The organism is Streptomyces sp. BK79, from assembly GCF_044142145.1.
GTDB lineage: Bacteria > Actinomycetota > Actinomycetes > Streptomycetales > Streptomycetaceae > Streptomyces.
On sequence record NZ_JBHVOC010000008.1, the window covers coordinates 37,782 to 51,260 of the forward strand.

General features: G+C 69.6%; 12 protein-coding genes and 1 tRNA gene. 2 read left to right on the top strand and 11 right to left on the bottom strand.

The genetic code is table 11. From position 1 onward, the window contains the following. Positions 1-38 precede the first annotated feature (38 nt). Positions 39-1,475 carry a pyruvate kinase gene (pyk, locus tag ACFIF2_RS11810; protein ID WP_395572536.1) on the top strand — a complete coding sequence of 479 codons (1,437 nt, stop codon included), beginning with the start codon at positions 39-41 and terminating at the stop codon, positions 1,473-1,475. A gap of 8 nt (positions 1,476-1,483) precedes the next feature. Here pyk and ACFIF2_RS11815 read toward each other — a convergent pair whose 3' ends face one another. Further along, on the bottom strand, positions 1,484-2,263 hold the full coding sequence (locus ACFIF2_RS11815) for a helix-turn-helix domain-containing protein (protein ID WP_395572537.1): 780 nt from the start codon (positions 2,261-2,263) through the stop codon (positions 1,484-1,486). Between the two features lie 79 nt (positions 2,264-2,342). Further along, a tRNA-Leu gene (locus ACFIF2_RS11820) sits at positions 2,343-2,426 on the bottom strand. A gap of 98 nt (positions 2,427-2,524) precedes the next feature. Between ACFIF2_RS11820 and ACFIF2_RS11825 the strand changes: the two genes are divergently transcribed. Then, positions 2,525-3,181: an ANTAR domain-containing response regulator gene (locus ACFIF2_RS11825; RefSeq protein WP_395572538.1), complete on the top strand. Its 657-nt coding sequence runs from the start codon at positions 2,525-2,527 to the stop codon at positions 3,179-3,181. Positions 3,182-3,246: 65 nt separating this feature from the next. Here ACFIF2_RS11825 and ACFIF2_RS11830 read toward each other — a convergent pair whose 3' ends face one another. The 9 genes from ACFIF2_RS11830 to ACFIF2_RS11870 all read right to left on the bottom strand — a co-directional run bounded on the left by ACFIF2_RS11830 (position 3,247) and on the right by ACFIF2_RS11870 (position 13,446). Next, positions 3,247-3,963 carry an ABC transporter ATP-binding protein gene (locus ACFIF2_RS11830; RefSeq protein ID WP_395572539.1) on the bottom strand — a complete coding sequence of 239 codons (717 nt, stop codon included), beginning with the start codon at positions 3,961-3,963 and terminating at the stop codon, positions 3,247-3,249. Next, positions 3,960-4,883 carry an ABC transporter ATP-binding protein gene (locus tag ACFIF2_RS11835; RefSeq protein ID WP_395572540.1) on the bottom strand — a complete coding sequence of 308 codons (924 nt, stop codon included), beginning with the start codon at positions 4,881-4,883 and terminating at the stop codon, positions 3,960-3,962. The genes ACFIF2_RS11830 and ACFIF2_RS11835 overlap by 4 nt, the downstream gene beginning before the upstream one ends. A gap of 5 nt (positions 4,884-4,888) precedes the next feature. Then, on the bottom strand, positions 4,889-6,715 hold the full coding sequence (locus ACFIF2_RS11840) for a branched-chain amino acid ABC transporter permease (RefSeq protein ID WP_395572541.1): 1,827 nt from the start codon (positions 6,713-6,715) through the stop codon (positions 4,889-4,891). A 5-nt stretch (positions 6,716-6,720) separates the two neighbouring features. Continuing rightward, positions 6,721-7,653, bottom strand: coding sequence for a branched-chain amino acid ABC transporter permease (locus tag ACFIF2_RS11845; RefSeq protein WP_395572542.1), 933 nt, complete (start codon positions 7,651-7,653; stop codon positions 6,721-6,723). Positions 7,654-7,776: 123 nt separating this feature from the next. Beyond that, positions 7,777-9,015, bottom strand: coding sequence for a branched-chain amino acid ABC transporter substrate-binding protein (locus tag ACFIF2_RS11850; protein ID WP_395572543.1), 1,239 nt, complete (start codon positions 9,013-9,015; stop codon positions 7,777-7,779). Positions 9,016-9,306: 291 nt separating this feature from the next. Beyond that, positions 9,307-9,918: a Tat pathway signal sequence domain protein gene (locus ACFIF2_RS11855; RefSeq protein ID WP_395572544.1), complete on the bottom strand. Its 612-nt coding sequence runs from the start codon at positions 9,916-9,918 to the stop codon at positions 9,307-9,309. Then, positions 9,915-10,364, bottom strand: coding sequence for a hypothetical protein (locus ACFIF2_RS11860; protein ID WP_395572545.1), 450 nt, complete (start codon positions 10,362-10,364; stop codon positions 9,915-9,917). The genes ACFIF2_RS11855 and ACFIF2_RS11860 overlap by 4 nt, the downstream gene beginning before the upstream one ends. A 228-nt stretch (positions 10,365-10,592) precedes the next feature. Next, entirely contained in the window at positions 10,593-11,081 is a 489-nt protein-coding gene (locus ACFIF2_RS11865; protein WP_395572546.1) for a PaaI family thioesterase, read from the bottom strand. Positions 11,082-11,166: 85 nt separating this feature from the next. Beyond that, a complete protein-coding gene (locus ACFIF2_RS11870) occupies positions 11,167-13,446 on the bottom strand; it encodes an FdhF/YdeP family oxidoreductase (RefSeq protein WP_395572547.1) in 2,280 nt (759 codons plus the stop codon). Positions 13,447-13,479: the final 33 nt, after the last annotated feature.

Below are 13,479 nucleotides of genomic sequence, written 5' to 3' on the forward strand. Positions count from 1 at the left end.
CCAATTCGCTACCGGCGGGTAAGTCATAGGCTCGACTCATGCGCCGAGCGAAAATCGTCTGCACCCTTGGGCCCGCCACCGATTCGTACGACCAGATCAAGGCCCTGGTCGACGCCGGAATGGACATCGCCCGTTTCAATTTCAGCCACGGCACCCACGCCGAACACGAGGAGCGCTACCGCCGGGTCCGGAAGGCGTCCGACGAGACCGGCCGCAGCGTGGGCGCCCTCGCCGACCTTCAGGGTCCGAAGATCCGGCTCGGCCGCTTCGCCGAAGGCCCCGTACTGCTTGAACGCGGCGACACCTTCACCATCACCGTCGAAGAGGGCGTCGAAGGCGACCGCCACCTCTGCGGCACCACCTACGCCGGCCTCGCCACCGACGTCACCCCCGGCGAGCGCGTCCTCGTCGACGACGGCAAGGTCTGCCTGCAAGTCACCGGCGTCGACGGCCCCCGGGTCCGCACCACCGTCGTCGAAGGCGGCATGGTCTCCGACCACAAGGGCCTCAACCTCCCCGGCGTCGCCGTCTCCGTCCCCGCGCTCTCCAAGAAGGACGAGGACGACCTGCGCTGGGCCCTGCGCAGCGGCTTCGACGTCGTCGCCCTCTCCTTCGTCCGCAGCGGACGCGACGTCCTCGACGTCCACCGCATCATGGACGAGGAAGGCCGACGGCTCCCCGTCATCGCCAAGGTCGAGAAGCCCCAGGCCGTCGAGAACATCGAGGACATCGTCGACGCCTTCGACGGCATCATGGTCGCCCGCGGCGACCTGGGCGTCGAAATGCCCCTGGAGCAGGTGCCGATCGTCCAGAAGCGCGCGATCAAACTGGCGAAGCGCAACGCCAAGCCGGTCATCGTCGCCACCCAGATGCTCGACTCGATGATCGACAACGCCCGTCCGACCCGCGCGGAGGCGTCCGACGTCGCCAACGCGGTCATCGACGGCACCGACGCGGTGATGCTGTCCGGCGAGACCAGCGTCGGCAAGCACGCGGTCGACACGGTGCGCACGATGGCCAAGATCGTCGAGGCCGCGGAGGAGGACATCCTGGCCAAGGGCCTGCCCCCGCTGACCGAGCGCAACAAGCCCCGCACCCAGGGCGGCGCCGTCGCCCGCGCGGCGGCGGAGATCGGCGACTTCCTCGGCGCGAAGTTCCTGGTCGCCTTCACCCAGTCCGGCGACACCGTCCGCCGCCTCTCCCGCTACCGCTCACCCATCCCGCTGCTCGCCTTCACCCCGGAGCCGGCGACGCGCTCACAGCTCAGCCTGACCTGGGGCGTGGAGACCTTCCTCGGCCCCCACGTCGACTCCACGGACGCGATGGTCGACCAGGTGGACGAACTGCTCCTGCGCTACGGCCGCTGCGAGAAGGGCGACGTCGTGGTCATCACGGCCGGCTCACCGCCGGGGGTGTCGGGGACGACCAACCTGGTGCGGGTCCACCACATCGGGGAGGACGACAGTCCCCGGTAGGGCGGTCGTCAGTACTTGGGACCGACGTGGGCGTCCATGAGGGCTACGGAGGCTTTGCGGGCTACGGAGATGTTGAAGGGATCGCTGCCGCGCGCGAGGGTGGTCCACTCGACGCCGACCTTGTCGAGGGTGTCCGTGAAGAGCTTACGGATGTCGTCCGACTTGTTTGAGAAGAAGTAGCGCGGATACTCGTAGCGTTTCCGTACGCCGCCGACGATCTTCGTCGTCCAGTTGGTGATGCGGCAGCCGTCGGAGTGGATCAGGCCTCGGATGAACTCCCATGGGTGAGCTTTGACGATCACCTGTTGCCAGGGCTCCAGAGCGATCTTGCGCTCGTGCTTCTTGCCGGGGCCGTGCTGGGGGAACATGCAGCACCAGTGCTTGGTGTAGGACTTGACCTCGACGCACCCCGGTTTGAGGCGCTGACTGACACTGGGCAGTGGCATGACCTTGCGCATGCTCTCTTCCGCCAAGGCGATCAAACCGACCTGTGTGGCATCGCAGAAGATCGACAGGTGATGCTGGCCCGGCTTGGAGACGATGTGGCCGTCGCCGAGGTAGAGACCTAGCAAGTAGGCGTAGGCGATCTCGTCGAAGTCACGGTCTGTGCACAGGGGGCAGTCGGTCGGGTGCTCGTACACTGCCCCGCGCGCTTTACGGTCCTCGCTGCGCCACCAGCCCACGGTCCCTCGCGGGACGTTGAGCTGCGTGGCGACCAGGCGATTGGGGACGCCTTGATTCATGAGTGCGACAGCGCGTGCGCGGACCGAAGGGCTGTGCTGTTCCATGAGGCCACACTGCGTTAGGCGCCGTCGCATCGCGCACGGAAAAGCGGAGGATCACGCGAATGTGATCCTCCGCTTGAAGTGCCGGGTACGGGACTCGAACCCGTATGTCCTTTCGAACAGATGTGTTTGAGACATCCGCGTATGCCAGTTCCGCCAACCCGGCCAGTCAGCCTTGAGGAGTGTACCGGTTCCCCCCAGGCCGCCGCAGCTAGGTAGGCTCTCAGCAGCAGTACCGCCTGCCCCGGAACAAGGAGCGCCCACGTGACCGCCCCCGAGTCGCCCCAGCCCGCCGACGTGAACGACGACGACAAGTCGCACGTGCCTCCGCTGACGACCCGAGTCGTCATCGCCGAGGACGAGGCCCTGATTCGGCTGGACCTCAAAGAGATGCTGGAGGAGGAGGGGTACTCCGTCGTCGGCGAGGCCGGTGACGGGGAGCAGGCCGTGGAGCTGGCCCGCGAGCACAAGCCCGACCTCGTGATCCTGGACGTGAAGATGCCCAAGCTGGACGGCATCTCCGCGGCCGAGAAGATCGCCGAGGAGTCCATCGCGCCGGTGCTGATGCTGACCGCGTTCTCGCAGCGCGACCTCGTGGAGCGGGCGCGGGACGCCGGGGCGATGGCGTACCTGGTGAAGCCGTTCAGCAAGAGCGACGTCGTACCGGCGATCGAGATGGCCGTCTCGCGGTTCACGGAGCTGAAGGAGCTGGAGAAGGAGGTCGCCGACCTCAGCCAGCGGCTGGAGACGCGGAAGCTGGTGGACCGGGCCAAGTCGGTGCTCCAGACGGAGTACGGCCTGACCGAGCCGGCCGCCTTCCGGTGGATCCAGAAGACGTCGATGGACCGGCGGATGTCGATGCAGCAGGTCGCCGAGGCGGTCATCCAGGACGCCGAGGAGAAGAAGGCGTCCAAGGGCTGAGTACGGGACGACCGAGGCCCGCGCCCCCGATGTGGGGGCGCGGGCCTCGTCGTAGCGGCGTCGGGTCAGTCCTCGCCGAGGTAGGCCTTGCGGACCGACTCGTCGTGGAGGAGGTCCTGTCCGCTGCCGGACAGGACGATGTTGCCGACCTCCATGACATGGCCGTGGTCGGCCAGGGACAGGGCGGCCTGGGCGTTCTGCTCGACGAGCAGGATGGTGGTGCCCTGGGACTTCAGCTCGGCGATGGTCGCCATGATCTTCTGCATCATGATCGGGGAGAGGCCCATGGAGGGCTCGTCGAGCATGAGCAGCTTGGGCTGGGACATCAGGGCGCGGCCCATCGCGAGCATCTGCTGCTCACCGCCGGACAGGGTGCCCGCGGCCTGCTTCCGCCGTTCGCCGAGGATCGGGAACAGGTCGTAGGCGCGCTGGATGTCCTTCTCGATGCCCGGCTTGTCGCTGCGCAGGAAGGCGCCGAGGCGCAGGTTGTCCTCGATCGTCATGCGCGGGAAGATGTGCCGCCCCTCGGGGGAGTGGGCGAGCCCCAGGGACACGATCTGGTGCGCGGGGATCTTCTTGAGCGACCTGCCGCCGAACTTGATCTGTCCGCCGACCGGCTTGAGGAGGCCGGAGAGGGTGCGCAGGGTGGTGGTCTTGCCGGCGCCGTTGGTGCCGATGAGGGTGACCACCTCGCCGGCGTCGACCTTGAACGAGATGCCCTTGACGGCCTCGATCTTGCCGTAGGCGACGCGGAGGTCCTCGACCTCGAGCAGTGCGGTCATCGGTCGTTCTCCTTGCCGGCCGCGGTGTCCTCGGTGGTGTCGGCCTCGGAGGCCTGGGCGGCCTCGGCGGCCTCCACCTCGGCGGCCTCCGCCGCGCCGGGGTCGTCGGCGAGGGGCTCGCCGAGGTAGGCGGCGACGACCCGCTCGTCGCCCTGCACGGTCGCGCTGTCGCCCTCGACGAGCTTCTGGCCCTGCACGAGGACGGCGACGCGGTCGCAGAGGTTGAAGATGAAGCGCATGTCGTGCTCGATGACGAGGACGGCGATGCCCATGTCGCGGATGGCGAAGACGAGTTCCTCGGTGGCGCGGGTCTCCTGCGGGTTCATGCCGGCCGTCGGCTCGTCCAGGAGCAGCAGGCCGGGCTCGCTGGCGAGGGCGCGGGCGATCTCGAGCTTGCGCTGCTCGCCGTAGGGGAGGTTGCGCGCGAGGTGGTCGGCCTTCTCGGCGAGGCCGACGAACTCCAGGAGTTCCGTGGCGCGTTCGCGGGAGGCGGCCTCCGCCTTGTGGAAGCCGGGGCCGCGCAGGACGGCCGACCAGAAGCCCTCCTTGGTGCGGGTGTGGCGGCCGACGAGGACGTTCTCCAGGACCGTCATGTTGCCGAACAGGCGGATGTTCTGGAACGTCCGGGCGATGCCGGCGGCCGTCACCTTGAAGGACTTGGCCGGCAGGACCCGGCCCTTGTAGCGGACCTCGCCCTCGGTGGGGATGTAGAGGCCGGTCAGGCAGTTGAAGAAGGTGGTCTTGCCGGCGCCGTTGGGGCCGATGAGGCCGACGATCTCGCCGCTGTTGACGGTGAGGTCGACGCCGTTGACGGCGGTCAGACCGCCGAAGCGCATGGTGACGCCGCGCGCGTCGAGGACCGTGGTGCCGGGGGCGGGGGTGCCCGGGGTGGTGTCCTTGGTGGTGGTGTCGGTGGTCATGGTGGTCAGGCCCCTGTCTTGCTCAGGGTGGTGGGCGCTTCGGCCTCTTCGTGGAATTCCAGCTTGCGGCGCCGGTTGGCGATGAGGCCCTCGGGACGGAAGCGCATGAGCAGGACGAGCGCGAGTCCGAAGGCGAAGAGCTGGTAGTCGCCGAGGAACTGGAGCTTGTTGGGGATCAGGAAGAGCAGCGAGGCGCCGATGAGCGGGCCCGCGATGGTGCCCATGCCGCCGAGCACGACCGCGGCGAGCAGGAAGGCGGAGTTGGGCGGGGTGGTGCCCGCGAAGAGGTACTGCTCCGGGGTGACGGTGTAGGTCACGTGCGCCTGTACGGTGCCGGCCAGGCCGGCGAGGGTGGCGCCGACGGCGAACGCGATGAGCTTGACGCGGAAGCCGTTGATGCCCATGGCCAGGGCGGCGGTCTCGTCCTCGCGGATGGCGACCCAGGCCCGGCCGATGCGGGAGTCGCCGCTGCGCCGGAAGACGAGGACGACGACGGCCGTGATGATCAGCATCAGGAAGAAGTAGTTGGCGAAGCGGCCGATGGTGAAGCCGCCGATGTCGTGCTGTACGCCGAGGTCCAGACCGAGGATCTTGAGGTCCGGGATGGACGAGACGCCGTTGGAGCCGTTGGTGAGGTCCGGTCCGGAGGTGCCGTCCAGGTTGTTGGCGGTGATGCGGAAGATCTCGCCGAAGCCGAGGGTCACGATGGCGAGGTAGTCGCCGCGCAGCCGCAGGGTCGGGGCGCCGATCAGTACACCGAAGATCAGCGACGCGAGGGCACCGACGAGGACCGCGGCCCAGAAGGGGAAGTGCACGTCGAACGGCGAGCTGGGCGACCCGGAGACCAGTGCGGCCGCGTAGGCGCCGACGCCGAGGAAGGCGACGTAACCGAGGTCGAGGAGGCCCGCGAGGCCGACGACGATGTTCAGGCCCAGGGCGACCGTGGCGAAGATGAGGATGTAGACGCCGAGGGTGGCGTACTGGTCGTCGGACTGCGTGAAGGGGAAGCAGGCCGCCGCGATGAACGCGCCGCAGACGGTGATGTTCTGGTGCCGGGAGGTGACCTCGGTGGCCTGGGCGATCAGGCCGGCCCGGTGCACGGCGGCGAAGCCGAGCCCGGCGACGATCAGGAAGCCGACGAAGAGTTCGTCGTACTCGGTGCCGATGCCGTAGGTGAAGACGAGCAGGGCGATCGCGAGGATCGCGGCGATGATCAGGATCTCGACGTAGGAGGGCAGTGCGCGCACGGGGCGCGGGGTGCCGGTGGCGAAGGCCGCCTTGACGGTCTGCCAGTTGTGGGAGGTGGTGTGCTTGAACTGCTCCCAGCCGGTGTCGTCGGGGTCGATCGGGTCCGGTTCGGGGCGCTCGAAGGGGAGCGCGAGGGAACCGAGGAGGGCGGTCAGGGTGGCGGCCGCGGCGACGTAGCCGCCGGGCTCCAGGTTGACCAGGCCGCCGAGCTGGGCGCTGATCGCGATGATGGTGTACCAGGTGGTCGCGAAGGCGGCGAGGGCGGCGAACTTGAGCGCCGCGTCGGCGCCGGCGGGGACCAGCCAGCGCAGTCCCTTGACGCCGTACGAGGCGAGGCCGAACAGGGTGGTGAGGGCGCCGGCGACCAGCACCAGCACCTGGAGGCCGCCCGGGTAGCCGTAGACGGTGAGGTCGCCGGGGAACTCGGAGGTCCAGGTCCAGGCGAGGAACGTGGAGACGACGGTGAGGACGCCGCCGCCGGTGGCGAGGGCGCGGCCGATGGGCGCGGGTATGCCGATGAGGCCGGTGGTGTCGGCCGCGGCGGAGGCGCCGGCCGTCTTCGGAGCGGTGGTCTGTGTGGTCATCGGTGTCACGCCCTGTCCGCAACGCGTTCGCCGAGCAGGCCCTGTGGCCTGAACAGCAGCACGAGGATGAGGAGGATGAAGGCCCAGACGTCGGCCCAGGACTGGCTGCCGAGCTTCTCCAGGCCGGGCACGTCGGCGATGAAGGCGGTGGCCAGGGTCTCGGCGACACCGAGGACGACGCCGCCGATCATGGCGCCGTAGATGTTGCCGATGCCGCCGAGGACGGCGGCGGTGAAGGCCTTGAGGCCGAGGATGAAGCCCATGCGGAAGTCGATGTCGCCGTACTTCAGGCCGTTGGCGACGGCTCCGACGGCGGCGAAGACGGCACCGAGGGCGAAGGCGACCACGATGATGCGGTCCGTGTTGACACCCATCAGCTTGGCGGTGTCCGGGTCCTGCGCGGTGGCCTGCATGCCGCGTCCGGTGCGGGTGCGCATCACGAAGAAGGCGAGGATGGCCATGCTGACCGGGGCCGCGATCAGCAGGAAGATGTCGCCGGTCTGGATGGTGACACTGCCGATGTGGAACGGTCCGCCGTCGATCTGCGGGAAGCTGATCTTCGACTTGGCGCCGGGGTACCAGGCCCACACCGCCTGCTGGAGGGCGAGGGAGAGCCCGATGGCGGTGATGAGGGGCGCGAGACGGGGTGCGCCGCGCAAGGGGCGGTAGGCGAACCGTTCCGCCCCGACCGCCACGGTGACGGAGACCATCATGGCGCCGATGAGCATGAGCGGCAGGGCGATCAGCATGGAGGTGCCGTCGGGCAGGATGTACAGATAGACCGTGAGCGCGCCGAAGGCGCCGGTCATGAAGATCTCGCCGTGGGCGAAGTTGATGAGCTGGACGATGCCATAGACCATCGTGTAGCCGATGGCGACCAGCCCGTACATGGATCCCAGTAGCAGGCCGTTGACCAGCTGCTGCGGCAGTTCGTTCACCGCATGTCCTCCGAGACTTTCGGAACTATCGACGAATGTGGCCGGATGTGAGTCCGCGCGGGGCGCCTGTGGAACAGCGCCCCGCGCGGCTCGTGATCACGTGATCAGTGATGCGGAGGTGGGTCAGCCGGTGTAGGTGCCGGACTTCACCGACTTCCAGGCACCGTTCTCGACGGCGTACACGGTGAGCTGCTTGTTCGTCGCGTCACCGAACTCGTCGAAGGAGACCTTGCCGGTCACACCGTCGAAGGAGACGTTCTGCATGGCGTCCACGACCTTGGCGCGGGCGTCGTCGGGGAGCTTCCCGTCGTTGTCCTCGACGACCTTCTTGACGGCCTCGATGATCGCCCAGGCGGAGTCGTAGGAGTAACCGCCGTACGCCTCGTAGGCGTCCTTGTAACCGGCGGCCTTGTAGTTGGCGACGAACTCCTTGGCGGAGGGAAGTTCCTCGACCGGGGCACCGACGGAGGTCGCGAGGTCACCGGTGCCGCTGGCGCCGGCGAGCTTGATGAAGTCGGCGCTGTAGATGCCGTCGCCGCCGACCACCGGGATCTTGGCGCCGGCGGCCTTGATCTGCTTGCTCAGCGGGCCGGCCTGCGGGTACTCGCCGCCGTAGTAGACGACGTCGGCGCCGGAGTTCTTGACCTTGGTGGCGACCGCGTTGAAGTCCTTGGTGTCCGGGTTGATGTGCTCGGTGCCGACGACCTTGCCGCCGAGCTTCTTGAACTCCTCGGTGAAGGTGGCGGCCAGACCGGCGCCGTAGGTCTTCTTGTCGTCGATGACGAAGACCTTCTTCTTCTTGGAGTCGTTGTAGACGTACTGCGCGGCGAACGGGCCCTGGATGGCGTCCGTGGTCGCGGTGCGGAAGTACGACTTGTAGGGCCGGACCTTTTCCTTCTGCCAGTCCACGCCCTGGGTGAGGGCGGGGTTGGTGTTGGCCGGGGAGACCTCGACCAGCTTGGCCGTGTCGAAGACCTTCTGCATGGACTCGCCGACCGAGGAGTTCAGCGGGCCGACGACACCGAGGACGTCGTCGTTGGCGACGAGCTTGGTGGCGTTCTGCTGGCCCACGGAGGGCTGGCCCTGGTCGTCGAGGGCCTCTATCTCGAACTTGATGCCCTCGACGTAGTTGTCCTTGTTGGCGGTCTTCGCCGCGAGGTCCACCGAGTTCTTGATGCCGAGGCCCAGCGCGGACAGGTCGCCGGTCAGCGGGGCGTCGACGCCGATGACGACGGTGGTGCCACCGCCGCCGCCGTTGCCGGAGTCCGAGCCGCCGTCGTCGTCGCGCGAGCCGCAGGCGGTGAGGGTGAGCGCTCCCGCCGCCAGAGCGGCGGTGATGGCGATGAGCGAACGTTGACGCACGAGTCAGTCCTTTCCCTGGCACAGCCGCTTCCCCGTGGAGGCGGCCGAGTCGAGCGCGGGGCCGAGATGACAATCGGACGGCGGCGCGGTGACTGGCCGTGACTCTAAGCGTGTGTGGGGAACGTGGAGGAGGGTCTGACTCATGCTGTGACGCTCTTGTTATGACACGGGGTAATGCAGAGCGGTACTGGCTGGGAAGAAGGGCGGAATTCAGGCCGATTCGCCCTGTCCACATACTGAGAACCCGCAGGACCGGCGATGCGTGTTCAGGCGTCTGGGCTGTTTTGGTGATTACCGGGAATCGTTGCTGCAGGCGACCTCCAGGGCCTGTGAGAGGTCCTGTGCGTAGCGCGTCCCCAGGATGAAACTGTGGGCTTGTATTGCGCGTGTATTACGCAGTGTTACGTGCAGGAAAGGGAGTGCGAGGTTCCGCGGTGCTTTCGCGCATTCCGTCACCCGGAGCGTGACGGTGATCTTGCGGGTGGAATGCGCCTTTGTCTGGAAAGGCGCCGCGGGGGACGAAGTCATCGAAATGCCGTCGTACGGCTGGTCGAGCCGGGTCACGGTGACGGGCGGGCCGGACCGCACGCTCAGCCGCACCGCGAAGCTGAGGTCGCCGGCCTCGTCGCCGCCGGGGCCGGGCACCGGGTGCAGGTAGTCGAGGTCGACCGCTTGGGAGGGGTGGGGCGGAGGGGAGGGGGGAGGGGGCTGCGGTCGAGTGGCGATCAGGTAGCTCCCGCCTCCCAGGACCACGGCGGCAGCGGCAGCCGTGAGGACCGCTCGGCGGTGCCGGCCGTAGAACCGGGCCGGCCGGCCCCGCCGCCGGGCGGAGCGCCGAAGGGCGTGCGGGGCGTCCGAGGCGTGGGTGCCCTCGCCCGGCTCGACGGGGCCGGTGCCGCTCACCGCCACGGGCCGTCGGCCGGCCCGCCGTCGCGGTACCGGTCGGCGCAGGTCTCGCGCGCCTGATGGGCGATCAGCCTCTCGGCCGCGGCGCTCCCTTGCTCGCGCCGCGCGGTCCTCGCCGCGGCCACGACCTCACGCAGGACGTCGTACTGACGGTTGGACAGGCCCATCGACTGGTAGTCGCCGTAGGGGGTGGCGCCGTCCATGATCTCGCGAGCCCAGTACTGGACGGCGGTGACGCACAAGTCGGCCGGCGAGAGCGGCTGTCGGGTCGTTGCCGCCGCGGTCTCCCGGGAGGCGGCGGGTGAACCGGGCCCGTCGGGGCCGGAGGTGCCGCAGGCAGTCGCCAGGGAGAGGGAGCAGGCGAGGGTCGCCAGGGTCAGCGCGCGCGGGATCGGCGCGGGAGCGCGTCGAGTCCGCGAGCCCCGCGTATGTGTGAGCCGCACGGGCGTGCGCCATGCGGGTGTGTGCCATGCAGGTGTGCGCCGCGTGGGCGTGCGCCGTGCGGATGCGCGCCACGTGGGCGTGCGCCGGAATCGCCGAGTCGCCGCCCCCGGCCAGGGGGCCCTTCCCCGTCCCATGTCCTGAAGCTAGGGCGCCGGGTGGCCGGGAGCAATGCCGTGAGCGGCCGAGTGCCGCTCAGGCCGCCGCCGCGCGGGTCGTCCGGCCGACGCTCAGCCGGCCGCGCCCGCCTGTGCCGCGTCACCCGGGTTCACGTCCCGCAGCAGACAGGTGAGCCGGGCGGTGCACACGCGCCGGTCCTGCTCGTCGCTGATCACGATCTCGTACGTCGCCGTGGACCGGCCCCGGTGCACCGGCGTGGCCACCCCGGTGACCAGGCCGGAGCGGGCCCCGCGGTGGTGGGTGCAGTTCAGGTCGACGCCGACGGCGATCTTGGAGGCGCCGCCGTGCAGCATGGCCCCGACCGACCCGAGGGTCTCGGCCAGCACCGCCGAGGCGCCGCCGTGCAGCAGCCCGTACGGCTGGGTGTTGCCCTCGACCGGCATCGTGCCGACCACCCGGTCCGCCGACGCCTGGACGACCTGGACGCCCATGCGCGTCCCGAGGTGCCCGGCGGAGAAGAGCGCGGGCAGGTCCACACCGAGCGCGGCGTACTCGTCGATGACCTCCTGCGGGAACTGCACCTGCTGCTGCTCGCCCATGGGCCCGGCTCCGTTTCGTCGTTCCGTCCGTCTGTCCGATCCGCCGGCCGGCCCGACAGGCCCCGCCGACTGGCTGAGCAAACGCTCAGTCGGTCGCCGATTGTTCCAGACGGACGACGACGGACTTGCTGGCCGGGGTGTTGCTGGTGTCCGCGGTGGCGTCCAGCGGCACCAGGACGTTGGTCTCCGGGTAGTACGCCGCCGCGCAGCCCCGGGCCGTCGGGTAGAGCACCACGCGGAAGCCGGGCGCCCGCCGCTCCACCCCGTCCTTCCACTCGCCGACCAGGTCGACGTACGACCCGTCCCGGACGTCCAGCCGCCGGGCGTCCTCCGGGTTGACCAGGACGACCCGGCGGCCGTTCCTGATCCCCCGGTAGCGGTCGTCCAGGCCGTAGATCGTGGTGTTGTACTGGTCGTGCGAGCGCAGCGTCTGGAGCAGCAGCCGCCCCTCGGGCAGTTCGGGGCACTCGACCGGCGCGGCGGTAAAGTTGGCCTTGCCGGTGGCCGTCGGGAAGCGGCGCTCGTCGCGCGGGGCGTGGGGGAGGGCGAAGCCGCCGGGGTCGGCCACGCGCGCGTTGAAGTCCTCGAAGCCCGGGATCACGCGCCCGATGCGGTCGCGGATCGTCGCGTAGTCCTTCTCGAACTCCTCCCACGGCACCTTGCTGTCCGCCCCGAGCACCCGGCGCGCCAGACGGCACACGATGGCCGGCTCGGACAGCAGCTGCCGGCTCGCGGGCTCCAGCCGCCCGTGCGAGGCGTGCACCATGCCCATGGAGTCCTCGACGGTGACGAACTGCTCCCCGCTCTTCTGGAGGTCGCGTTCGGTGCGGCCCAGCGTCGGCAGGATCAGCGCCCGCGTGCCCGTGACGGCGTGCGAGCGGTTCAGTTTCGTCGACACGTGCACGGTGAGGCGGGCACGGCGCATGGCCGCCTCGGTGACCTCCGTGTCGGGGGAGGCGGAGACGAAGTTGCCGCCCATGGCGAAGAAGACCTTCGCCTCGCCGTCGCGCAGGGCGCGGATGGCCCGTACGACGTCGTAGCCGTGCTCGCGCGGCGGGGCGAAGCCGAACTCCTTCTCCAGGGCGTCCAGGAAGGCGGGCGCGGGGCGCTCGAAGATGCCCATCGTGCGGTCGCCCTGCACGTTGGAGTGGCCGCGCACCGGGCAGACGCCCGCGCCCGGCCGGCCGATGTTGCCGCGCAGGAGGAGGAAGTTCACGACCTCGCGGATGGTGGGCACGGAGTGCTTGTGCTGGGTCAGGCCCATCGCCCAGCACACGATGGTGCGCTTCGAGGCGAGCACCAGGCGCAGCGCTTCCTCGATCTGCGCGCGGGTGAGGCCGGTCGCCGCGAGCGTCTCGTCCCAGTCGGCGGCGCGGGCCGCCTCGGCGAACTCCTCGAAGCCGTGGGTGTGTTCCTCGACGAAGGCCCGGTCGACCGCGCCCTCGGTGTCGAGGATCAGCTTGTTGAGGAGGCGGAAGAGGGCCTGGTCGCCGCCGATGCGGATCTGGAGGAACAGGTCGGTGAGCGCGGCGCCCGCGGTGAGCCCCTTGGGGGTCTGCGGGTTCTTGAAGCGCTCCAGGCCCGCTTCGGGGAGCGGGTTGACGCTGATGATCCTCGCGCCGTTCGCCTTGGCCCGCTCCAGGGCGGAGAGCATGCGCGGGTGGTTGCTGCCCGGGTTCTGCCCGGCCACGATGATCAGGTCGGACTTGTGCAGGTCCTCCAGCAGGACGCTGCCCTTGCCGATGCCGATGGTCTCGGTCAGCGCCGAGCCGGACGACTCGTGGCACATGTTGGAGCAGTCCGGCAGGTTGTTGGTGCCCAGCTCCCGCGCGAAGAGCTGGTAGAGGAACGCGGCCTCGTTGCTGGTGCGCCCGGAGGTGTAGAAGACCGCCTCGTCGGGGGAGTCCAGCGCGGCGATCTCCTGGGCGACGATGTCGAAGGCGCGCTCCCAGGTGACGGGCTCGTAGCGCTCGCCGCCCTCCGGGAGGTACATCGGGTGCGTGAGCCGCCCCTGCTGGCCCAGCCAGTAGCCGCTGCGCGTGGCGAGGTCGGCCACGGGGTGCGCGGCGAAGAACTCGGGGGTGACCCGGCGCAGGGTGGCCTCCTCGGCCACGGCCTTCGCGCCGTTCTCGCAGAACTCCGCCTTGTGCCGGTGGTCCGGCTCCGGCCAGGCGCAGCCCGGGCAGTCGAAACCGTCCTTCTGGTTGACGCTCAGCAGCGTCAGCGCGGTCCGCCGCACCCCCATCTGCCGCTGCGCCATGCGCAGGGTGTGGCCGATGGCCGGGATGCCCGCCGCCGCGTGCTGGGGCTCCGTGACCCGCGGCGCGTCCTGAACCGGATCACCCTTGGGCGGCTTGGTGGCCATCGCGCGCTCCTTCGCGTACACGTGTGAGGTACG